Origin of the sequence: Acidovorax sp. LjRoot74 (genome assembly GCF_964254355.1) — a bacterium.
GTDB lineage: Bacteria > Pseudomonadota > Gammaproteobacteria > Burkholderiales > Burkholderiaceae_C > Acidovorax.
In genome coordinates, this window is the sequence record NZ_CAXUTI020000001.1 from 5,116,085 (window position 1) to 5,137,257 (window position 21,173).

The 21,173-nt window shown below is 66.7% G+C and carries 18 protein-coding genes; 7 read left to right on the forward strand and 11 right to left on the reverse strand.

Translation table 11 applies throughout. The annotated features are described in order from the left end of the window. Nucleotides 1-104 precede the first annotated feature (104 nt). From ACSQ3O_RS24335 to ACSQ3O_RS24360, 6 genes are all read right to left on the reverse strand, one after another. The gene (locus tag ACSQ3O_RS24335) at nucleotides 105-1,838 is read right to left on the reverse strand and encodes an ABC transporter substrate-binding protein (RefSeq protein ID WP_137747542.1); all 1,734 of its coding nucleotides are present in this window, start codon (nucleotides 1,836-1,838) and stop codon (nucleotides 105-107) included. Nucleotides 1,839-1,974: 136 nt separating this feature from the next. Then, on the reverse strand, nucleotides 1,975-2,283 hold the full coding sequence (locus ACSQ3O_RS24340) for a DUF2160 domain-containing protein (protein ID WP_137747541.1): 309 nt from the start codon (nucleotides 2,281-2,283) through the stop codon (nucleotides 1,975-1,977). A 12-nt stretch (nucleotides 2,284-2,295) separates the two neighbouring features. Beyond that, nucleotides 2,296-3,108, reverse strand: a complete 813-nt coding sequence (locus ACSQ3O_RS24345) for a carbohydrate ABC transporter permease (RefSeq protein WP_137747540.1) — start codon at nucleotides 3,106-3,108, stop codon at nucleotides 2,296-2,298. Continuing rightward, nucleotides 3,101-3,997, reverse strand: coding sequence for a carbohydrate ABC transporter permease (locus ACSQ3O_RS24350; RefSeq protein WP_137747539.1), 897 nt, complete (start codon nucleotides 3,995-3,997; stop codon nucleotides 3,101-3,103). The genes ACSQ3O_RS24345 and ACSQ3O_RS24350 overlap by 8 nt, the downstream gene beginning before the upstream one ends. Further along, the gene (locus tag ACSQ3O_RS24355) at nucleotides 3,994-5,070 is read right to left on the reverse strand and encodes an ABC transporter ATP-binding protein (RefSeq protein ID WP_436140742.1); all 1,077 of its coding nucleotides are present in this window, start codon (nucleotides 5,068-5,070) and stop codon (nucleotides 3,994-3,996) included. Before ACSQ3O_RS24355 ends, ACSQ3O_RS24350 begins: the two co-directional genes overlap by 4 nt. Nucleotide 5,071: 1 nt before the next feature. Continuing rightward, entirely contained in the window at nucleotides 5,072-6,163 is a 1,092-nt protein-coding gene (locus ACSQ3O_RS24360) for an ABC transporter ATP-binding protein (RefSeq protein ID WP_436140743.1), read from the reverse strand. A 193-nt stretch (nucleotides 6,164-6,356) separates the two neighbouring features. Between ACSQ3O_RS24360 and ACSQ3O_RS24365 the strand changes: the two genes are divergently transcribed. The 3 genes from ACSQ3O_RS24365 (at nucleotide 6,357) to proC (ending at nucleotide 9,804) form a co-directional block, all read left to right on the forward strand. Further along, entirely contained in the window at nucleotides 6,357-7,121 is a 765-nt protein-coding gene (locus ACSQ3O_RS24365; RefSeq protein WP_137747536.1) for a DeoR/GlpR family DNA-binding transcription regulator, read from the forward strand. 194 nt (nucleotides 7,122-7,315) lie between these two features. Continuing rightward, the gene (gene glpK / locus ACSQ3O_RS24370; protein WP_436140744.1) at nucleotides 7,316-8,809 is read left to right on the forward strand and encodes a glycerol kinase GlpK; all 1,494 of its coding nucleotides are present in this window, start codon (nucleotides 7,316-7,318) and stop codon (nucleotides 8,807-8,809) included. 158 nt (nucleotides 8,810-8,967) lie between these two features. Then, entirely contained in the window at nucleotides 8,968-9,804 is an 837-nt protein-coding gene (gene proC, locus ACSQ3O_RS24375) for a pyrroline-5-carboxylate reductase (protein ID WP_436140745.1), read from the forward strand. A gap of 96 nt (nucleotides 9,805-9,900) precedes the next feature. Here the strand turns inward: proC and ubiA are convergent, their stop codons facing one another. The 5 genes from ubiA to recG all read right to left on the reverse strand — a co-directional run bounded on the left by ubiA (nucleotide 9,901) and on the right by recG (nucleotide 16,590). Further along, nucleotides 9,901-10,791 carry a 4-hydroxybenzoate octaprenyltransferase gene (gene ubiA / locus ACSQ3O_RS24380; RefSeq protein WP_436140746.1) on the reverse strand — a complete coding sequence of 297 codons (891 nt, stop codon included), beginning with the start codon at nucleotides 10,789-10,791 and terminating at the stop codon, nucleotides 9,901-9,903. A gap of 118 nt (nucleotides 10,792-10,909) precedes the next feature. Continuing rightward, complete coding sequence (locus tag ACSQ3O_RS24385; RefSeq protein WP_063462452.1) at nucleotides 10,910-11,413, reverse strand: Dps family protein; 504 nt, start codon at nucleotides 11,411-11,413, stop codon at nucleotides 10,910-10,912. Nucleotides 11,414-11,529: 116 nt separating this feature from the next. Beyond that, entirely contained in the window at nucleotides 11,530-13,272 is a 1,743-nt protein-coding gene (locus tag ACSQ3O_RS24390) for a dipeptidase (RefSeq protein ID WP_436140747.1), read from the reverse strand. A 154-nt stretch (nucleotides 13,273-13,426) separates the two neighbouring features. After that, entirely contained in the window at nucleotides 13,427-14,392 is a 966-nt protein-coding gene (locus ACSQ3O_RS24395; RefSeq protein WP_094290364.1) for a LysR substrate-binding domain-containing protein, read from the reverse strand. A gap of 41 nt (nucleotides 14,393-14,433) precedes the next feature. Continuing rightward, entirely contained in the window at nucleotides 14,434-16,590 is a 2,157-nt protein-coding gene (gene recG / locus ACSQ3O_RS24400) for an ATP-dependent DNA helicase RecG (protein WP_436140748.1), read from the reverse strand. A gap of 100 nt (nucleotides 16,591-16,690) precedes the next feature. On the opposite strand from recG, the gene ACSQ3O_RS24405 reads away from it, so the two are divergent. From ACSQ3O_RS24405 to ACSQ3O_RS24420, 4 genes are all read left to right on the forward strand, one after another. After that, complete coding sequence (locus tag ACSQ3O_RS24405; protein WP_436140749.1) at nucleotides 16,691-17,968, forward strand: HD-GYP domain-containing protein; 1,278 nt, start codon at nucleotides 16,691-16,693, stop codon at nucleotides 17,966-17,968. Between the two features lie 51 nt (nucleotides 17,969-18,019). Beyond that, nucleotides 18,020-18,982 carry a 1-phosphofructokinase family hexose kinase gene (locus tag ACSQ3O_RS24410; protein ID WP_436140750.1) on the forward strand — a complete coding sequence of 321 codons (963 nt, stop codon included), beginning with the start codon at nucleotides 18,020-18,022 and terminating at the stop codon, nucleotides 18,980-18,982. A gap of 90 nt (nucleotides 18,983-19,072) precedes the next feature. Further along, on the forward strand, nucleotides 19,073-20,242 hold the full coding sequence (gene queA / locus ACSQ3O_RS24415; RefSeq protein WP_436140751.1) for a tRNA preQ1(34) S-adenosylmethionine ribosyltransferase-isomerase QueA: 1,170 nt from the start codon (nucleotides 19,073-19,075) through the stop codon (nucleotides 20,240-20,242). Next, a complete protein-coding gene (locus ACSQ3O_RS24420; protein WP_436140752.1) occupies nucleotides 20,239-21,144 on the forward strand; it encodes a DMT family transporter in 906 nt (301 codons plus the stop codon). Before queA ends, ACSQ3O_RS24420 begins: the two co-directional genes overlap by 4 nt. The last annotated feature ends 29 nt before the right edge of the window (nucleotides 21,145-21,173 follow it).

Here is a 21,173-nt window from a genome sequence, read left to right on the forward strand (position 1 = left end):
TCGACGCAGAAACCGTCGAGGGCGGTATGGAGTGAAAAAGGCAGCCAGAGACCTTGTGAGCCCTGGCTGCCTGTGGAGATTGTCAAAACGCGGCGGTCACAGACTCAACGCGTCTTGCCATCCTTCCAAGCCTGCAACAGCGTGCCGTACGCAATCGTCTGGCCCTTTGGCTTCTCATTGGCCAACTTGGCCCATGGCGCCTGCTTGTCGCTCAGCCACTTGGCGTTGTCGCTCTTGGGGTTCAGCTTGGGTGCGCAGTGGGCCATGCCAGCGCGCTCCAGGCGGGCCATCACCTGGTCCATTTCGTCGGCCAGCGTGTCCATGGCGCCCTGGGGCGTCTTTTCACCCGTCACAGCCTGGGCCACGTTCTTCCACCACAGCTGGGCCAGCTTGGGGTAGTCAGGCACGTTGGTGCCGGTGGGCGACCATGCCACGCGGGCGGGGCTGCGGTAGAACTCCACCAGGCCACCCAGCTTGGGCGCCATGTCGGTCATGGCCTTGGACTGGATGTCGGACTCGCGGATCGGGGTCAGGCCCACCATGGTCTTCTTGAGCGAGGTGGTCTTGGCCGTCACGAACTGGGCGTAAAGCCAGGCGGCTGCCGTCTTGTTGGCGTCGTGGTCCTTGAAGAAGGTCCAGCTGCCCACGTCCTGGTAGCCGTTCTGCATGCCCTGCTTCCAGTAGGGGCCGTTCGGGCCAGGGGCCATGCGCCACTTGGGCGTGCCGTCGGCGTTCACCACGGGCAGGCCGGGCTTGGTCATGTCGGCGGTGAAGGCGGTGTACCAGAAGATCTGCTGGGCGATCTGGCCCTGGGCGGGCACGGGGCCGGCTTCGCCGAAGGTCATGCCCGTGGCTTCCTTGGGCGCGTACTTCTTCATCCAGTCCACGTACTTGGTCAGCGCGTAGACAGCGGCGGGAGAGTTGGTCGCACCACCACGGGCCACCGAGGCGCCCACGGGCGTGCACTTGTCGTCAGCCACGCGGATGCCCCACTCGTCGATCGGCAGGCCGTTGGGCGCGCCGATGTCGGCCGTGCCGGCCATGGACAGCCAGGCATCGGTGAAGCGCCAGCCCAGGGATGGATCCTTCTTGCCGTAGTCCATGTGGCCATAGATCGGCTTGCCGTCGATGTTCTTCACGTCGTTGGTGAAGAACTCTGCGATGTCTTCGTAGGCGCTCCAGTTCAGCGGCACGCCCAGGTCGTAGCCGTACTTGGCCTTGAACTTGTCCTTGATGTCCTTGCGGTCGAACAGGTCGGCGCGGAACCAATAAAGGTTGGCGAACTGCTGGTCGGGCAGCTGATACAGCTTGCCATCAGGGCCGGTGGTGAACTTGGTGCCGATGTAGTCCTTCAGGTCGATGCCGGGGTTGGTCCATTCCTTGCCCGCGCCACCCATGTAGTCGGTCAGGTTCATGATCTTGCCGTAGCGGTAGTGCGTACCGATCAGGTCCGAGTCCGAGATCCAGCCGTCATAGATGGACTTGCCCGACTGCATTGAGGTCTGCAGCTTCTCGACCACGTCGCCTTCCTGGATCAGGTCGTGCTTGACCTTGATGCCGGTGATTTCCTCAAAGGCTTTGGCCAGCGTCTTGGATTCGTATTCGTGCGTGGTGATGGTTTCGGACACCACCGAAATTTCCTTCACGCCCTTGGCCTGGAGTTTTTTGGCTGCGTCGATGAACCACTTCATCTCGGCCATCTGCTGGTCTTTGCTCAGCGTGGATGGCTGGAATTCGCTGTCGATCCACTTCTTGGCCTCGGCCTCGCCGGCCCAGGCAGCCTGCCCCATCGCCAGAGCCGCGGCGGCGAAAGCGATCGCCTTGAACTGCATCTTCATTGCTGTCTCCTCTCAGATTGAGACCCCCATTGGTAGACCGGCACCAACCCGGGGGGGAACCAGGCCAGGCCTTCGACACTACAAAAACAATAGCTACAAACGCTTACCCATCAGGCGCAAACGGCCATTTTTTGCATCAACCTTTGCGTAAAATCAGCCCCAGCAGCGCCATCGACACCACAAAGCTGATCCACACCGAGGGCTCGGCCGACAGGCTGAACCACTGGGCCAGCTTGCCGCTGATGCCCACAAAAATCAGATTCACGTAGGCCGCCGACAGCAGGCCGATAAAGAGCCGGTCGCCGCGCGTGGTCTCCAGGGGCAGGAAACCCTTGCGCATCGACGTGGGCGACTTGAACTCCCACACGGTCATGCCCACCAGCATCAACACGATGCAGACAAAGAACACCGCCACCGGCAATGTCCAGGCCATCCACTCGAACATGGCGATATCTCCTTAAACCCGGCCCATCGCGAAACCCTTCGCGATGTAGTGCCGCACAAACCAGATCACGATGGCGCCCGGCACGATGGTCAGCACTCCGGCCGCCGCCAGCGTCGCCCAGTCCATGCCCGAGGCGCTCACGGTGCGCGTCATGGTGGCCACGATGGGCTTGGCGTTCACGCTGGTCAGCGTGCGGGCCAGCAGCAGCTCCACCCAGCTGAACATGAAGCAGAAGAACGCCGCCACACCCACGCCGGCCTTGATCAGCGGCAGGAAGATGGTCATGAAGAAACGCGGGAAGCTGTAGCCATCGATGTAGGCCGTCTCGTCGATCTCGCGCGGGATGCCGCTCATGAAGCCTTCGAGAATCCACACCGCCAGCGGCACGTTGAACAAGAGGTGCGCCAGCGCCACGGCAATGTGCGTGTCCATCAGGCCCACCGTGGTGTACAGCTGGAAGAACGGCAGCAGGAACACCGCAGGAGGCGTCATCCGGTTGGTCAGCAGCCAGAAGAACACATGCTTGTCGCCCATGAACTGGTAGCGGCTGAATGCATAGGCCGCTGGCAGCGCCACGGTGAGCGAGATCACCGTGTTGATACCCACATAGATCAGGCTGTTGATGTAGCCCGAGTACCAGGACGCATCGGTAAAGATGGTCTTGTAGTTGGCCCAGGTGAAGTGCTGCGGAAAGAACGAGAAGCTCGACAGGATCTCCTCGTTCGTCTTGAAGCTCATGTTGACCATCCAGTAGATGGGCAACAGCGCAAACAGCAGGTATGCAATCAGGAACAGCGTGCGCTTTTGAAAACGTTTTTCATTCATGGCCGGCTCCCTCGTCGCTGACGGTGCCCACGCGTTGCATCCAGTTGTAGAGGATGAAGCACAGCAGCAGAATGATGAAGAAATAGATCAGCGAGAAGGCAGCCGCAGGGCCCAGGTCGAACTGGCCGACCGCCTTGGTCGTGAGGTACTGCGACAGGAAGGTGGTCGCATTGCCCGGCCCGCCGCCCGTGAGCACAAAGGGCTCGGTGTAGATCATGAAGCTGTCCATGAAGCGCAGCAGCACGGCAATCATCAGCACGCCGCGCATCTTGGGCAGCTGGATGTAGCGAAACACCGCAAACTTGCTCGCGCCGTCGATGCGGGCGGCCTGGTAGTACGCATCGGGAATGGAACGCAGTCCGGCAAACGCCAGCAGCGCGACCAGCGGCGTCCAGTGCCACACGTCCATCAGCAGCACCGTGAGCCAGGCCTGCGTGGCATTGCCGGTGTAGCTGTACTCGATGCCCGCCTCCTGCAGCATGCGCCCCATCAGACCGATGTCGGCCCGGCCATAAATCTGCCAGATGGTGCCCACCACGTTCCAGGGGATCAGCAGCGACAGCGCCACCACCACCAGCACGGCGGATGACTTCCAGCCCTGCGCGGGCATGGACAGCGCCAGCAGGATGCCCAGCGGAATCTCCACCGCCAGCACGGCCAGCGAGAAGGTCAGCTGGCGCCACAGCGCCGCGTGCAGCTCCTCATCGCGCATCACGGCGGTGAACCATTCGGTACCCACGAACACGCGCCGCTCGGGGCTGATGATGTCCTGCACCGAGTAGTTCACCACCGTCATCAGCGGCAGGATGGCCGAGAAGGCCACGCACAGAATCACGGGCAGGATCAGGAACCAGGCCTTCTGGTTGACGGGTTTGGTGGTTGCGCTCATGCCAGCAACTCCTCATTCTTGTAAAAGCAGGTGTGCTCGCCCAGCACCTGCAGCCACGCCGTGTCACCGGCCGATGGCAGACGGGTCTCGGGCGTGAAGCGCGCCTTGACGGTGTGCTCGCCCACCTTGGCGGTCAGCATCTGGTAGGTGCCGATGTCCTGCACCTGCACCACCGTGCCTGGCAACGCACCGGCCTGTTGCGGCTGGGCCAGCGCCAGATATTCGGGGCGGATGCCGACCTGCAGGGGGCCAGCGGGCAGCGCGCGGCCCACGGGGCTCGCCAGGCGGTTGCCGGCCACGGTGAGGCTGTCGCCCTCGCTGTGCGCCGGCAGGAAGTTCATGCCCGGCGAGCCAATGAAGTGCCCCACGAAGGTGTGCGCGGGCCGCTCGAACAAGGCGTCGGCCGAGCCGACCTGCACCGCCTTGCCGCGCGTCATCACCACCACCTGGTCGGCAAAGGTCAGTGCCTCCACCTGGTCGTGGGTCACATAGATCAGCGTGAGCTTGAGTTCGTGGTGAATCTGCTTGAGCTTGCGCCGCAGCTGCCACTTGAGGTGCGGGTCGATCACCGTGAGCGGCTCGTCGAACAGCACGGCGGCCACGTCGGCCCGCACCAGGCCGCGACCCAGGGATATCTTCTGCTTGGCATCGGCCGCCAGGCCTGCTGCGCGCTGGTTGAGCTGCCCGCTCATCTCCAGCATCTCGGCGATCACGCCCACACGCTGCTTGATCTGGTCCTCGGGCACCTTGCGGTTGCGCAGCGGGAAGGCCAGGTTCTCGGCCACCGTCATGGTGTCGTAGATCACGGGGAACTGGAACACCTGGGCGATGTTGCGCTCCTGCGGGCTGGCACGCGTCACGTCGCGGCCGTCGAACAGCACCTTGCCATGCGAGGGCACGAGCAGCCCCGACATGATGTTGAGCATGGTGGTCTTGCCACAGCCCGAGGGGCCGAGCAGCGCATAGGCGCCGCCGTCCTCGAATTCCATCTTGAGCGGCAGCAGCGCGTAGTCGCTGTCCTGCTGCGGGTTGGGCTTGTACGAATGCGCCAAATCCAGGCTGATGCGGGCCATGTCAGCGCCCTCCTTGTGCGGTAACGGGCCGGGCGGGAGCCCACGCCAGTCGGCCATCGGCGCCAAACACGTAGACCTGGGCGGGGTCCAGGTGCAGCGTGATGGGCGTGCCCAGTTCAAAGTAGTGCACGCCCGTGAGCTGCGCCACCAGGTCGCCCCAGGGCGTGGAGGCATGCACAAAGGTGTCGGAGCCCGAAATCTCGGCCAGTTCCACCACCCCGGCCACGCTCAGGTCCCCGGGGCGTGCGTGCACGCGCAGCGCACTGGCGCGCACACCCACCGTCAGACCGGCCGCCGTGGCCACGCCTTGCGGCAGGGGCAATGCCAGTTCGGCGCCGCCTTGCAGGCGCACGCCCTGGGCCGTGGCCGAAGCCGCCACCAGGTTCATCGGCGGGTCGCTGAAGGCGCGCGCCACGCGCAGCGAGTTGGGCGCGTGGAACACCTCGGCCGTGGGGCCGTATTGCAGCAGCTGGCCTTCGTCAAGCACGGCCGTGTAGCCGCCCAGCAGCAGGGCTTCGCCCGGCTCGGTGGTGGCGTAGACCACGGTGGACTGGCCGGCGGCAAACAGCTGGGTCAGTTCCTCGCGCAATTCTTCGCGCAGCTTGTAGTCCAGGTTCACCAGGGGTTCGTCCAGCAGCATCAGGGGCGCCCCCTTGGCCAGGGCACGGGCCAGTGCCACGCGCTGCTGCTGGCCGCCCGACAGCTCGGCGGGGTAGCGGTCCAGGAACATGTCGATGTGCAGGCGGCTGGCGATTTCGCGCACGCGGGCGTCGATGTTCTTTTCGCCGCGCAGCTTCAGGGGCGACGCAATGTTGGCCGCCACCTTCATCGAGGGGTAGTTGATGAACTGCTGGTAGACCATGCCCACATTGCGGTCGCGCACGGGCATGCCGGTCACATCCACACCATCGACCTTGACCGTGCCCGAAGTGGGCGTATCCAGCCCGGCCATGATGCGCATCAGGCTGGTTTTGCCCGCCTGCGTGGCGCCCAGCAGCACCGTGACGGCGCCGCTCTGGAGCGCCAGGCTCATGTCATACAGCCAGGTCTGCGCCCCCACCTTCTTGCTGATGCTGTCCAATGCCAGCTGCATCACGCAACCTTTCTTTGTCGCCCGAAGGCCTGATGAATGGGACGCTGCTGCCTCATCAGACACAGCCCGCCCTCTCGTTTTCGATTGCGTTCATTTTTGTTCTTTTTTGATCGTATTGAATCAAGGTTTACCCTTAACAGGTTCCTTTTTGTTCGATTTAAAGTATCCATCACCCTACGTTGCCCCCATTCGCGTGAATACGAACCCCCGACAACTGCTGCTTCTGGAAGAAGTCCGTGCGCGCAAGTCCGCCACGGTGGAACAACTCGCCGACACCCTGGGCGTGACGCTGCAGACCGTGCGCCGCGATGTGCAGCGCCTGGCCGAGTCCGGCCTGCTCACGCGCTTTCATGGCGGCGTGCGCGTGCCCAGCTCCACGGTGGAGAACCTGGCCCACACCCAGCGCGAAACGCTCAATGCCGAAGGCAAGGCGCGCATTGCGCGCGCCGTGGCCGAGCAGGTGCCCAACGACTGCTCGCTGATCCTGAACATCGGCACCACCACCGAGGCCATCGCCAAGGCGCTGCTGCACCACCGGGGCCTGCGCGTGATCACCAACAACCTGAACGTAGCCGCCATCCTGAGCGGCAACCCCGAGTGCGAAGTCATCGTGGCCGGTGGCGTGGTGCGCGCGCGCGACCGGGGCATCGTGGGCGAGGCCGCCGTGGACTTCATCCGCCAGTTCAAGGTGGACATTGCGCTCATCGGCATCTCTGGGGTCGAGCCCGACGGCTCGCTGCGCGACTTTGACTACCGCGAGGTGAAGGTGGCGCAAACCATCATCAAACAGTCGCGCGAGGTCTGGCTGGCGGCCGACCACAGCAAGTTCAACCGCCCGGCCATGGTGCAGCTGGCCACGCTGGGCCAGATCGGCCGCCTGTTCACCGACGCACCACCGCCCGAGCCTTTCCCGGCCTTGCTGCAAGACGCAGGGGTGATCTGCACCGTGGCAGCATGAATCGGGACAACCCCCTGTGGCGCTTCGCGCCTTCCCCCTTCTCTCGAATTGCTGCGCAATTCGAGAGAAGGGGGACACCGCCAGCGCGGCGGGGCGGCCCTTGCGCGGCGGTCGCTGGCTTGAGCAGCGCCCGTTCATGGGCCGGCTATCCAACTTAAGGGCCAACCCAACGGCCTGACATAACCTGCTTACCTATGACCTACCTGCTCGCCCTCGACCAAGGCACCTCCAGCTCCCGCAGCATCGTGTTTGACGAACGCGGCCACATCGTGGCCCAGGCCCAGCTGGAGCTGCCGCAGATCTACCCCCAGCCCGGCTGGGTGGAGCACGACCCGCTGGAAATCTGGCGCACCCAGCTCGCCACCGCACGCGATGCGCTGGCCAAGGCAGGCATAGCGGCCAGCGCCGTGCGCGCCGTGGGCATCACCAACCAGCGCGAAACCACCGTGCTGTGGAACCGCCAGACCGGCCAGCCCGTGCACCACGCCATCGTGTGGCAGGACCGGCGCGCCGAGCCCGCCTGCGCCCAGCTGCGCGAGCAGGGCCACGCCGCCACCATCCAGGCCAAGACGGGCCTGCTGGTGGATGCGTACTTCTCGGGCACCAAGCTGCAGTGGCTGCTGGACAACGTGCCCGGCGCCCGCGACGCGGCCGAGCGCGGCGAGCTGGCCTTTGGCACGGTGGACAGCTGGCTGATGTGGAAGCTCACCCACGGCAAGGTGCATGTGACGGACGTGAGCAACGCCTCGCGCACCATGCTGTTCAATGTGCACACCAACGAGTGGGACGACGAGCTGCTGGCGTTGCTGCGCATCCCCAAGGCACTGATGCCCGAGGTGCTGCCGTCCAGCGCCCACTTTGGCGACATTGCGGCCGACCTGCTGGGACACACCATCCGCATCGGTGGCGTGGCGGGCGACCAGCAAAGCGCGCTGTTCGGCCAGGCCTGCTTCACGGCGGGCATGGCCAAGAACACCTATGGCACAGGCTGCTTCATGCTCATGCACACGGGCAGCACCTTCCAGACATCGCAAAACGGCTTGCTCACCACCAGCGCGGCCCAGGCCACGTCCCAGCCCGAATTCGCCATGGAAGGCTCGGTCTTTGTGGGCGGCGCGGTGGTGCAGTGGCTGCGCGACGGCCTACGCGCCATCTCCACCAGCGGCGAGGTCGAGTCGCTGGCCCAAAGCGTGCCCGATTCGGGCGGCGTGATGATGGTGCCCGCCTTCACCGGCCTGGGCGCGCCCTACTGGAAGCCCGACGCACGCGGCACCATCACGGGCCTCACACGTGGCACCACGCTGGGCCACATTGCGCGCGCTGCGCTTGAAAGCATTGCCTACCAAAGCGCCGCCCTGCTGCTGGCCATGAGCCGCGACGCCGTGGCCGCGGGCGGCGCCCCGGTGAGCGAGCTGCGCGTGGACGGCGGCGCCTGCATCAACGACCTGCTGATGCAGTTCCAGGCGGACCTGCTGGGCATCCCGGTGGTGCGGCCTGCGGTCATCGAGACCACGGCCCTGGGCGCTGCCTACCTCGCAGGCCTGTCAAGCGGCGTGTACCGCAGCACGGATGAACTCTCGCAGCTGTGGCGCGCCGACCGCCGCTTTGTGCCCACGCTCAGCAGCGCGCGTGCGCAGGAACTGATGGCGAACTGGGAACATGCGGTGCGCCAGACCACGGCGGCCTGAGGCCCTCGCCGCGCTGGCGCGGCGAGGCGCCTGCCGCACCAGTAGTCTGCCTTTCCACCCATGAGTCCTGCCGCTTTCGCCGTCGCAGGCATGGGCTGACGGCCCGGCGGCGCTACCATCGTGGCCCCTTCTTGTTTGCCACTTTGCCTGCACGCACCATGAGCCAGACCACCGCCTCCCACAACCTCCCCGTCATCGCTTTCATCGGCGGCGGCAACATGGCCAGCGCCATCATTGGCGGCCTGATCGGCCAGGGCCACCCGGCCAGCCAGATCGAGGTGGTCGAGCCCTACGCCCCCACGCGCGAGGCGCTGCTCAAGAACTTCGGCCTCACGGCACAAGCCGAGGCAGGCCCTGCGCTGCAGCGCGCCAGTATCGTGGTCTGGGCGGTCAAACCCCAGACCTTCAAGGACGCCGCCGCGCAGGCCAAGGCACACACCCAGCAGGCCCTGCACCTGAGCGTGGCCGCAGGCATCCGCTCGGACAGCATCGCCCAGTGGCTCGGCACCGAGCGCATCGTGCGCACCATGCCCAACACGCCCGCACTGGTGGGCAAGGGCATGAGCGCGATCTACGCGCGCCCCGCCGTGGCCCCGGCAGAGCGCCAGAGTGTGGAAGCCATCATGGCGTCCACCGGCGAATTCCTGTGGGTGGAGAGCGAAACCCAGCTCGACGCCGTCACCGCCCTGTCGGGCTCGGGCCCGGCCTATGTGTTCTATTTCCTCGAAGCCATGGCACGCGCGGGCGTCGGCATGGGCTTGACCGAGCAGCAGGCGCACCAGCTGGCCGTGGGCACCTTTGTGGGCGCCTCCGAGCTGGCCCGCCGATCGGACGAGCCCCCAGCCGTACTGCGCGAACGCGTCACGTCCAAGGGCGGCACGACCTACGCAGCCCTGCAGTCGATGGAAGCCAGCGGTGTGTCGCAGGCGTTCGAGGCCGCCATGCGCGCCGCCGAAAAACGCGCCAACGAACTTGGCAACGAGTTCGGCGCCTGACCTCGGGTCACCCTGTTCACGGCGCCGCAGGGAACCGTGAACAGTTTTTATAGCTTTTTTGGCCTTCTCCGCGCGTCCATCAAGCGCTGATAGCTATCAATTTGTGAGTATCGACCGCACCAGGTAGCTGCCCGCAATGCCCGCAAACACTGTGGCGCCCAGCCAATGGTTGATGCGGAACGCCTTGAAGCAGCCCTCGCGGGTGCGGGTGCGGATCAGCGTGAAGTGCCACACGGCCTGGGCCAGCGCCACCGCAAGCGCTATATAAAAAGTAGCACCTAGCGCATAGGGGGCCAGCGCTACCGCCCAAATGCCGATGAAGAGCAGGTAGAACAGCACAATGCCCGCCACATCGAAACGCCCCAGCGTGATGGCCGAGGTCTTGATGCCGATCTTCAGGTCGTCATCGCGGTCCACCATGGCGTATTCGGTGTCGTAGGCCAGCACCCAGAACATATTGCCCAGCCACATCCACCAGGCCACGGCAGGCACGTGGCCCTGCATGGCGGCAAAGGCGATGACGATGCCAAAGTTGAACGCAATGCCCAGCACTGCCTGGGGCATGGAAATGATGCGCTTGGTGAACGGGTAGGCAATGGCCACCAGCACGGCGGGCACCGACCAGGCGATGGCCGCGGTGTTGGTGGTCAGCACCAGGCCAAACGACACCAGCGCGAGCACGGCGCCCAGGCCCAGCGCCTCCTTCACGCTCACGGCGCCCGTGGTCACCGGGCGCTGCGCCGTGCGCTTGACGTGTTTGTCAAAATCGCGGTCGGCCACATCGTTCACGCAGCAGCCCGCGCTGCGCATGAGGATGGTGCCCAGCACAAACACAGTGAGCAGGTGCCAGCCCGGAAACCCGTCGGCCGCAATCCAGAGCGCCGACAGCGTGGGCCACAAGCACACCAGCCAGCCTGCGGGCCGGTCCCAGCGGATGAGGTCGAGGTAAAGCGAAAAGCGGCTGCGGGGGGCGGTGGTGGCGGTCATGGCGCGGGATTTTCCCAGATGCAGGTCCGGCATCGACCCGACAAGAAAAACGCCCGGGGCCTTGCGGCTGCCGGGCGTTCGGTTCACCAAGCGGTGAAGTGAGTGACTACTGCACCACTTACTCTTCCAGCAGCGAGCGCAGCATCCAGGCCGTCTGCTCATGCACCGTGAGGCGCTGGGTCAGCAGGTCGGCCGTGGGCTCGTCGCTGGCCTTGTCGGCCAGGGGGAACAGGCTGCGTGCTGTGCGGGCCACGGCCTCGTGGCCTTCAACCAGCACACGCACCATCTCCAGCGCCTTGGGTGGCTTGGCGGGGGCATCAGGCACGGTGGCCAGCTTGCCAAACTCGGCGTACGAGCCCGGTGCCACATGGCCCAGCGAGCGGATGCGCTCGGCGATCGGGTCCACCGCGTTCCACAGTTCGGTGTACTGCGCCATGAACATGGTGTGCAGCGTGTTGAACATCGGGCCCGTCACGTTCCAGTGGAAGTTGTGGGTCGTCAGGTACAGCGTGTAGGTGTCGGCCAGCAGGCGTGAGAGGCCCTGGGCGATGGCGGCGCGGTCCTTGTCGCTGATGCCGATGTTGATGCTGGGGGCGGCGGTGGTCTTGGCGGCTTTGGCCATGGAGGCTCCTTCGTTGGCAGAAAAACAATCGGTGGATCTGCCACGCGGCGCCCCGGCGGATGCCCGGGGGCGCTGCGTGGCGGCTCACGGCCACTGTAGCGCAGCCGCCCCGGCCGTTATTGCATCTGGCTCAAATTCCCGATGCGCACCAGCATCTCGGTGAACATCTGCATGTCGGCGTCCAGGTCCACCACTTCCTTGAACTCCTTGGCGTTGTGGGCCGTGTACTTCTTGCCCGGCATGGCGGGGCCGAAGTTGATGGCGTTGGGCATGAGCTTGGCCGTGGTGCTGCCGGCCGTGGGCACGGGCTTGGCTTCCAGGCCGGTGGTGTCGCCAAAGGTGTTGAGCAGCGTGGCCAGCCAGGCGCCCTTGGGGTCGCGCGCCATCCAGTTGCCTTGCTGGTGGTCCACTTCCACCGCCACACCAGCCTGGGCGCCCCAGGCCTTGATCTTGGCCGACGTGGCCTGCGTTAGCGCCTCGGGCGTGCTGCCACGGGGCATGCGCACATTCACCAGCACATCGACCTTGCCATCCTTCTCGCGGATGAGGTTGGGCGACATCGTGAGCGGGCCCATGAAGTCGTCGCTGTAGGCCAGGCCCAGCGTGCGGCCCAGGTAGTCCACACCGTACAGGTCGGTGAGGTAGCGCACGGCCTGCGTGTAGCCGTTGGGCGCCAGCGCCACGCCGGCTTCCTTCAGGAACAGCGCCAGGCGCGGCAGCGGGTTAACGCCCTCTTCGGGGCGCGAGCCGTGGGCCGATGCGCCCGTCACCTTCACCACCACCGCACCGCTGTCCTGCGCCACATCGATGCGGAAGGCGCCGCCCTGCGGCTGGTACTTCTCGACAAAACCGGCCTTGGCTGCATCCAGCCGCGCGGCCACATCGGCCAGGTTGCCGCCCTGCAGGCGGGCGGTGGCCGTTTGGGGCACGGCATTGGTCGAGGCGGCCCCGGCCATGGCCGTGATCGCCGTCGCACCGGTGCTGGCCGTGGACTGCAGCGGGAAGGATGCGCGCAGCGCGCCCGAGCCCTTTTCGGCCACCACGGCGGGGTACTTGCTGTCGAGCACGATGTTGTACTCGGGCAGTGCGGTCTTGGCGCGGTAGTACTTCATCGCGTCGCCACCGGTTTCCTCGGTGGTCTCGATCATGAGGCGGATGGTGCGGGCCAGGGGCAGGCCGCTGTCCTTCACGGCCTTCATCGCAAACAGCACGGTGGCGATGGAGCCCTTGTCGTCGATGGAGCCCCGGCCATACAGGTTGCCGCCCACGCGGGTCAACTTGAAGGGGTCGAGCTTGGTGCCGTCGTCCAGCACCCATTCGTCGGCCACCACGGGCACCACGTCGGCGTGCGTGAGGATGCCGAATTCCTCGGGGCCGCTGCCGGGCAGCTTCACTTCAAAGATGCGGTTGTCCACATTGCGGTACTGCAGGCCAAAGTCGCGCGCCATGCCTTCGACCAGGGTGCCGAAGGCAATGATGGCGGGGTCTTCATGGGGCGGCACCTTGGCAGACCGCACGGTGGGGATGGCCACCATCTTCGCCGTGGCGTCGATCACGGCCGCCTGGTTGCGCAGGCGGTTGTGCAGGCCCAGCAGGCGGCTGATGTTGACCAGGTCATCGCCCGCCAGGGGCTTCTTCTCTACATAGGCAGCCACGGCGGGCTGCAGCTCGGGCTGCATCTGCGCAGCCAGCGCCAGGAACTGGCGGAAGTCCGCCGCAGCCGCGGCCGTAGGCGCCGCCGCGATGCGGTCGAGCGCGGGCTTCTTGAGCGTGGCGGCCGTGGGTGCCGTGGCGGAGGGGATGGACGAGCACGCCGTCAACGCGGCGGCCAGGGTGGCGGTAAGCCAGAGCTTCTTCATGGGAACCTTCTGTAGAAAGCGGGACGCAGCCGGACGATGGTCCACGGGCACTGCGCCAGATGCATGCCTCAACGCGCGGGGCCAGGTCGGCCAGCACAGAGGCGGCGCGAGTGTAGCGCCGATTCCCCCGGCACCACGCTGCGGCAGGGCGGGGTCAGGACAGGCGGTTCACGCCCGGCAGCTCGCAGGCATAAATGGCATTGCGCAGCGCGGCAATGGCCTCATAGCGGGTGAAGCTGCGCCGCCATGCCAGCACCACGCGGCGCATGGGCGGCGGGCTGCCGTCTTCCTCGCGGATGGGCAGGTAGCGGATGTAGGTCTCGTCGCTCTTGCGGCGGCGCGACACGGTGAGCAGCGCATCGCGCGGCACCGACAGGCGCGGCACCAGCGTCACGCCCATGCCAGCCGCCACCATGTGCTTGATGGTCTCCAGCGACGAGCCTTCGAACGACTTGCGGATGCCCTCGGCGTTGCTCGCAAAGCGTGCGAACTCGGGGCAGACCTCCAGCACATGGTCACGAAAACAGTGGCCCGCGCCCAGCAGCAGCATGGTCTCGCTTTTCAGCTCGGCCGCCGTGACCGAGCGCTGCGCCGCCAGCGCATGGGTGCTGGGCACGGCCGCCATGAAGGGCTCGTCATACAGCGGCGCCATGGCCAGGCCGGTGTCGGGGAAAGGCTCGGCCAGGATGGCGCAGTCGATCTCGCCCGTGCGCAGCATCTCCAGCAGCTTGACGGTGAAGTTCTCCTGCAGCATCAGCGGCATCTGCGGCGTGCGCGTGATGGACTGGCGCACCAGCTCGGGCAGCAGGTAGGGGCCGATGGTGTAGATGACCCCCAGCGTGAGCGGCCCGGCCAGCGGGTCCTTGCCGCGCTTGGCGATTTCCTTGATGGCCGCCGCCTGCTCCAGCACGCTCTGCGCCTGGCGCACGATGTCTTCGCCCAACGGCGTCACCGTGACCTCGCCCGCGCTGCGCTCGAACAGCTTCACATCCAGCTCTTCTTCCAGCTTCTTGATGGCCACCGAGAGCGTGGGTTGCGAGACATAGCAGGCATCGGCAGCGTGGCCGAAGTGCTTCTCGCGGGCCACCGCAACGATGTACTTGAGTTCGGTGAGGGTCATGGTGTGTTCCTGCGGGCCACGTCAGCGTGGATCTGGGCCTCTCATGCCTTGAGATAGTCGGATTTTCCACCCAACCAGCGCGCCACGTGTTTGGCGGCCAAATCCGGGTGGCGGTCCAGCATCTGCGGGGCCAGTTCGCGCGCCCATTCCAGCAGATGGGTATCGGTGGCCAGGTCGGCAAAACGGAGCAGCGCGTCGCCCGACTGGCGCGCGCCCAGAAACTCGCCGGGGCCACGGATCTCCAGGTCGCGCCGGGCGATCTCGAAGCCGTCATTGGTCTCGGCCATGGCGCGCAGGCGCTCCTTGGCGGTTTCGCCCACGCGGCCGCTGTCGTTGGTGGCGTACAGCAGCACGCAGGCCGATGCAGCCGCGCCCCGCCCTACCCGGCCGCGCAGCTGGTGCAGCTGACTCAGGCCAAAACGCTCGGCATGTTCGATGACCATGAGCGAGGCATTGGGCACGTCCACGCCCACTTCGATCACGGTGGTGCTGACCAGCACGCCCATCTGGCCGCTGGTGAAGAGTGCCATCACCGCCTTTTTCTCGGCCGTGGGCATGCGCGAGTGCAGCAGGCCGACCATCACGCCAGGCAGCGCCTCGCTCAGGTCGGCGTGCGTGGCGGTGGCGTTGGAAAGGTCCAGCGCCTCGCTCTCTTCGATCAGCGGGCATACCCAGTACACCTGCCGGCCGGATTCCACCTGCGCGCCAATGCGCTCGATCACCTCGTCCTTGCGGCTGTCGGCGATCAGCTTGGTGACGATGGGCGTGCGGCCGGGGGGCAGCTCGTCGATGACGGACACATCGAGGTCGGCGTAGTAGCTCATGGCCAGGGTGCGCGGGATGGGCGTGGCACTCATCATCAGCATGTGCGGCTCCATGCCATGGGCGGCGAGCTTTTGCCGCAGCGCCAGCCGCTGCGCCACGCCAAAGCGGTGCTGTTCGTCGATGATGGCCAGCGCCAGGTTCTTGAACTGCACCTGCTCCTGGATCACGGCGTGCGTGCCCACCACCAGGGCCGCCTCGCCGCTTTCGACCAGCGCCAGCATGGCGGTGCGGTCCTTCTTTTTCTGCCCGCCCACCAGCCAGGCCACCTTGCGGCCGCGCGCGGCCAGCAACGGCTCCAGCCAGCCGATCATCTTGGCAAAGTGCTGCTCGGCCAGGATTTCGGTGGGTGCCATCAGCGCACATTGCCAGCCCGCATCCATGGCCAGGCAGGCGGCCAGGGCCGACACCACGGTCTTGCCCGAGCCCACGTCGCCCTGCAGCAGGCGGTGCATGGGCGCCTGGCGAGCCAGGTCGGCCGCAATCTCCTCGCCCACACGGCGCTGGGCGGCCGTGAGGTCGAACGGCAGCACGGCCATCAGCTGTTCGTGCAAGGGCAAGGCGCCCTCCGCACCGGGCCGGGGCCGCAGCACGGGCGCGCGCAGCATGTCGCGTTCGCGCCGCGACTGCTGCTGCGACAACTGCTGGGCCAGCAGCTCCTCCGCCTTCAGGCGCTGCCAGGCAGGGTGGCTGTGGTCCTCCAGCGTGGACAGCGCCACGTCGGGCGTGGGGTGGTGCAAAAAAGTGAGCGCTTCACGCAAGCTGAACGCGCGGTGGAGGCCATTTTGACCATGAAAACGCGCCCAGGGTGGCTCGGCCCCCGGCGGCAGCGTGTCCGACAAGTCCACGCGGGTCAGCGCACTGACCACGGCGCGGCGCAGGTACGGCTGGGGCAGCCCGGCGGTGGTGGGGTAGACGGGCGTGAGCGCGGCGGGCAGCTCCCCGCCAGCCAGGCGAAACGCCGGGTGCAGCATCTGCCGCCCCCAGAAGCCGCCTTTGACCTCGCCCCGGATGCGCAGGCGCGCGCCCACTGCCAGGGTCTTCTGGTGCGAAGGGTAGAAGCTGAAAAAACGCAGCTCGCAGCTGCCACTGCCGTCCTCCACCTGCACCACCAGCTGGCGGCGCGGGCGCAGCTGCACTTCACTCGCCACCACCGTGGCCTCGATCTGGGCCATCTGCCCATCACGCGCATTGGCCAGTGGAATGATGCGCGTTTCGTCTTCGTAGCGCAGCGGCAAATGCAGGGCGAGGTCGATGTCGCGGCGCAGCCCGAGTTTCTGCAGCGCCTTCTGTGCCACCGAGGCCCCGCCTTTGGCCGCAGCAGGGGCCGCCGGGGGCTTGGCGCTAGGGGAAACTCTGGGGGCTGCAGACGGCATGTAACGGGTTTTACGAACGACAAGGACGGGGCAAAAAGGCTAACATGGTTACCGTTAGTCACGCCTGACGATGGGCGGTTTTTGCGGGTCCTGCCACAACATGCTCAAGCGCATCCAAATCCAACACCTCACCCTGGGCATGTACCTGCACGAGTTCTGCGGCTCATGGATGGACCACCCGTTCTGGCGCGCCAAGTTTGTGCTCAAAGATCCCAAGGACCTGGCGCGCATCCAGGCCACCGCCATCCAGGAGTGTTGGATTGACACCTCAAAAGGCCTGGATGTAGCCGTTGGCACCACCTCAGTTTCGCGCGAAGAAGTGGATGCCAGGATAGAAACCGACTTTGGCCGCCTTGAAGACCTGCCCCCCATCCAGGTGAGCCTGCCCGTGCCGCCCCCTCCGGTGCGCAATCGCACCCCCACCGACATGCAGGGCGAACTCAAGATGGCCGCCGCCATCTGCGTGAAGTCCAAGAAAGCCGTGGTGTCGATGTTCAGCGAAGCCCGCATGGGCCGTGCGGTGGACTCGGTCGGTGCGCAGAGCCTGGTGGAAGAAATCTCGGACTCCGTCACCCGCAACCCGGGCGCGCTGATCAGCCTGGCGCGCCTCAAGACCGCCGACGACTACACCTACATGCACTCGGTGGCCGTGTGTGCGCTGATGGTGGCGCTGGCGCGCCAGCTCAAGCTCAACGATGAACAGACCCGCCTGGCGGGCATGGCGGGCCTGCTGCACGACCTGGGCAAGGCAGCCATCCCGCTGTCGGTGCTCAACAAGCCGGGCAAGCTCACCGACAAGGAGTTCACCGTGGTGCGCAGCCATCCGGTGGAAGGCTTTCACATGCTCAAGGAAGGCGGCAACGTGCCCGATGCCGTGCTCGACGCCTGCCTGCACCACCACGAAAAAATCGACGGCTCGGGCTACCCCGACAAACTCAAGGGCGATGGCATCAGCGTGATCGCCCGCATGACGGCCATCTGCGACGTGTACGACGCCGTCACTTCCGACCGCCCCTACAAAAGCGGCTGGGACCCGTCCGAGTCGCTGCGCCGCATGGCCGAGTGGACCAACGACCACTTCGACGCGCGGCTGTTCCAGGCCTTCGTCAAGAGCATCGGCATCTACCCCGTGGGCTCGCTGGTGCGGCTGACCTCGGGGCGCATTGGCGTGGTGACCGAACAGGCCCCCACGGCCCTCACCACCCCCATCGTCAAGGTGTTCTTCTCGACCAAGTCCGATCTGCGCATCCCCCCCGAACTGGTGGACCTGGCCGCCCCCGGCTGCACCGAAAAGATCGTGGCGCGCGAAGACCCCGAGAAGTGGCGCTTCCCGGACATCAATGAACTCTGGTCGGGCTTTGCCGAAAAGGCCTGGTAGCCCGGCCCGGTTGCCCTGACTACCGCCCCGTCCTCCTCGCCCGGCCCCTTCGTGCCCGCCCTGATCACCCTGACCCTGAACCCCGCGCTCGACCTGGCCACCACCACCGCCCAGGTTGCGCCCACGCACAAGCTGCGCTGTGGCCCGGTGCAGCGTTTTGCCGGGGGCGGTGGCATCAACGTGGCCCGCGTGCTGCAGCGGCTGGGCGCCGACGTGACGGCCTGGGCGCTGGCGGGTGGTGCTGCGGGCGCGCAGGTGCAACAGCTGCTGGCCGACGAGGGGGTGCCCACGGCGCTGCAACCCATTGCGGGCGACACGCGCGAGAACTTCTCGGTGGTCGAGACCGGCACAGGCCAGGAGTTCCGGTTTGTGTTGCCCGGCCCCACGCTGCAGCCCGCTGAATGGCAAGGCTGCCTGGACGGGCTGGCCCGCCAAACCACACCGCCGCGCTGGCTCATTGCCAGCGGCAGCCTGCCGCCCGGCACACCGGAGGACTTCTACGCCCGGCTGGCCCGCGCGCTGGCCCTGCAGGGCGCTCCCACCCGCCTGGTGGTGGACACCTCGGGCCCGCCGCTGGCCGCCGCGCTGCAGGCCGGGGTGGCGCTGGCCAAGCCCAGCTTGCGAGAGCTGCGCGAGCTGGTGCAGCAGCCGCTGGAGCATGCCACCGACTGGTGCACCGCCGCCCAGTCACTGGTGCGCAGCGGTGCGGCCGAGACCGTGGCCCTGTCGCTGGGCGAACAAGGCGCGGTGCTCGCCACACGGGAAGGCGTGTGGCAGGCCCCGGCGCTGAATGTGCCTGCCACCACCGGCACCACGGGCGCGGGGGACTGCTTTCTGGCGGCGCTGGTCTGGGCGCTGGACCGGGGCGATGCGCCTGCCGAGGCGCTGCGCTGGGGCGTGGCGGCCGGGGCAGCGGCCCTGCTGCATCCGGGCACCACCCTGGCCCAGGCCGACGATGTGCAGCGGCTGGTGCGCAGCGTGCCCGCTCCGGTGGCGTTCACGCCCCAGCCATAGCACCGTACCTGCAGGGCCTGCAGCCCCGTGGGACAATCGCGCCTTCCGCAATTTTTACCTTGGCACGGGCCCGTTCGGCCCTCAAGCACGATGACTGATTTTTCCCCCGGCGCAGCCAGCGCGCCCCACGCTCCCCGCGTGTTCACCCTCAGCGACTTCGACTTCTCGCTGCCCCCCGAACTCATTGCCCAGCACCCCGCGCCCGAGCGCAGTGCCTCGCGCCTGCTCGACGGCCGCGCCATGCAGCCCGTGGACCGCATCTTCCGCGAGCTGCCCGGCCTGCTGCGCGAAGGCGATTTGCTGGTCTTCAACGACACGCGCGTGGTCAAGGCGCGCATTTTTGGCGAGAAGGCCAGCGGCGGCAAGCTGGAGCTGCTGATCGAGCGCGTGCTGCAGGCCGAGGCCGGCAATGACACAGGAGGTACCGCAAGCGGTACGGGCAACGAAGTTGTGGCCCACATGAAAGTCAGCAAGAAGCCCCTGCCCGGCAGCGTGGTGCACATGGCCGGTGGCCGCCAGGCAGGCGGCTTTGACGCGCAGCTGCTGGGCCGCTGGCCCACCGAGGACGGCCCGCTGTTCCGCTTTGCACTGCACGGCCCGGCGGGCGAGTCGCCCTGGGAGCTGATGGACCGCCACGGCCACCTGCCGCTGCCGCCCTACATCGAGCGCCACCAGAACAGCGACCACGACCCCGACGAGGCCGAAGACAGCCAGCGCTACCAGACCGTGTTCGCCCGCAACCCCGGCGCCGTGGCCGCGCCCACGGCCGCGCTGCACTTTGACGAAGGCGTGTTGGCCGACCTGGCCGCGCGCGGCATCGAGCGTGCCAGCGTCACGCTGCATGTGGGCGCGGGCACCTTCCAGCCCTGCAAGACCGAGAACCTGGCCGAGCACCAGATGCACAGCGAGTGGTATGAGATTCCGCTGGCCACGCTGGCCGCGCTGGAGCGCTGCCGCCAGCGCGGCGGCCGCGTGGTGGCCGTGGGCACGACCACCGTGCGCACGCTGGAGTCGTGGGCCAAGACAGGCCGGGCCACGGGCGACACCAACATCTTCATCACGCCGGGCTTTGCGTTCCAGGTGGTGGATGTGCTGGTCACCAACTTCCACCTGCCCAAAAGCACGCTGATGATGCTGGTGAGCGCGTTTGCAGGCTACGCCCACATCATGGGCCTGTACCGGCACGCGATAGCGCAGCAGTACCGCTTCTTCAGCTACGGCGACGCCATGCTGCTGGAGCGCGCACGCGGCACGCCGTGAGCCCGACCAGCCCTGCGTTGTCAACCAGCCCTGCAGCCCGCCGGCGTGCGGCGTTGGTGGGCATCGCCCTGGCCGTGGTGGCCTGCGCGTTTTTTGCGCTGCTGGACACCGCCAGCAAGCTGGTCAGCGTGGGTGTGCCCATCGTCATGGCACTGTGGATGCGCTACGTGTTCCAGTCGCTGCTGACCACGGCCTTTGTGCTGCAGCGCGCGGGGCGCTCGGCGCTGCGCACCACACAGCCCCGCTTTCAGGTTCTGCGCGGCGCGCTGTTCGCCATGACCAGCCTGTTCGGCTTCATCAGCCTCACGGCCCTGCCGCTGGCGGAGTTCACGGCCATCGTGGCCACGGTGCCCTTGTGTGTGACGGTGGTGGCGGCCCTGTGGCTGCACCAGCCTGTAAGCCCTTTGCGCTGGCTGCTGGTGGTGACGGGCCTGGCGGGCACGCTGGCCATCATCCGGCCCGGCGGCGAGGCCTTCACCTGGGCACTGCTGTGGCCGCTGTGCATGCTGGCCTCGGGCACGGGCTACCAGGTGCTGAGCAGCAAGATGGCGGGCCAGGAAAGCCCCGCCACCACGCAGCTCTACACCAGCTGGATCGCTACCGCGCTGGTGTCGCTGGGCGCGCCGTTCTTCTGGCAACCGGTGAGCGATCCGTGGCTGTGGGCGGGCATGTTCACCATGGGCCTGTCGAGCGCGGTGGGCCACATGCTGCTGCTCAACGCCTATGCACGCACCACGCCGGTGACGATTGCGCCGTTTCTGTATTCGCAGATCGGGTTTGCCATGCTGGCGGGCTGGCTGGTGTACCGCCATGTGCCGGATGCATGGTCGATGGCGGGCATTGCAGCCATCGTGCTCAGCGGCGCAGCCAGCGCCTGGCTGACCGTGCGCGAGACGCGGTAGGCGCCAGCTTATTGAACAAAAAGAGGCCT

Bases quoted from the DNA above. Each gene is read 5' to 3' on its own strand.
- ACSQ3O_RS24340 (WP_137747541.1), bottom strand. From the start codon at position 2,283: ATGTTCGAGTGGATGGCCTGGACATTGCCGGTGGCGGTGTTCTTTGTC.
- recG (WP_436140748.1), bottom strand. From the start codon at position 16,590: ATGCCGTCTGCAGCCCCCAGAGTTTCCCCTAGCGCCAAGCCCCCGGCG.
- proC (WP_436140745.1), top strand. From the start codon at position 8,968: ATGAGCCAGACCACCGCCTCCCACAACCTCCCCGTCATCGCTTTCATC.
- ACSQ3O_RS24350 (WP_137747539.1), bottom strand. From the start codon at position 3,997: ATGAGCGCAACCACCAAACCCGTCAACCAGAAGGCCTGGTTCCTGATC.
- glpK (WP_436140744.1), top strand. From the start codon at position 7,316: ATGACCTACCTGCTCGCCCTCGACCAAGGCACCTCCAGCTCCCGCAGC.
- ACSQ3O_RS24345 (WP_137747540.1), bottom strand. From the start codon at position 3,108: ATGAATGAAAAACGTTTTCAAAAGCGCACGCTGTTCCTGATTGCATAC.
- ACSQ3O_RS24395 (WP_094290364.1), bottom strand. From the start codon at position 14,392: ATGACCCTCACCGAACTCAAGTACATCGTTGCGGTGGCCCGCGAGAAG.
- ACSQ3O_RS24390 (WP_436140747.1), bottom strand. From the start codon at position 13,272: ATGAAGAAGCTCTGGCTTACCGCCACCCTGGCCGCCGCGTTGACGGCG.
- queA (WP_436140751.1), top strand. From the start codon at position 19,073: ATGACTGATTTTTCCCCCGGCGCAGCCAGCGCGCCCCACGCTCCCCGC.
- ACSQ3O_RS24355 (WP_436140742.1), bottom strand. From the start codon at position 5,070: ATGGCCCGCATCAGCCTGGATTTGGCGCATTCGTACAAGCCCAACCCG.
- ACSQ3O_RS24335 (WP_137747542.1), bottom strand. From the start codon at position 1,838: ATGAAGATGCAGTTCAAGGCGATCGCTTTCGCCGCCGCGGCTCTGGCG.
- ACSQ3O_RS24360 (WP_436140743.1), bottom strand. From the start codon at position 6,163: ATGCAGCTGGCATTGGACAGCATCAGCAAGAAGGTGGGGGCGCAGACC.
- ACSQ3O_RS24385 (WP_063462452.1), bottom strand. From the start codon at position 11,413: ATGGCCAAAGCCGCCAAGACCACCGCCGCCCCCAGCATCAACATCGGC.
- ACSQ3O_RS24405 (WP_436140749.1), top strand. From the start codon at position 16,691: ATGCTCAAGCGCATCCAAATCCAACACCTCACCCTGGGCATGTACCTG.
- ubiA (WP_436140746.1), bottom strand. From the start codon at position 10,791: ATGACCGCCACCACCGCCCCCCGCAGCCGCTTTTCGCTTTACCTCGAC.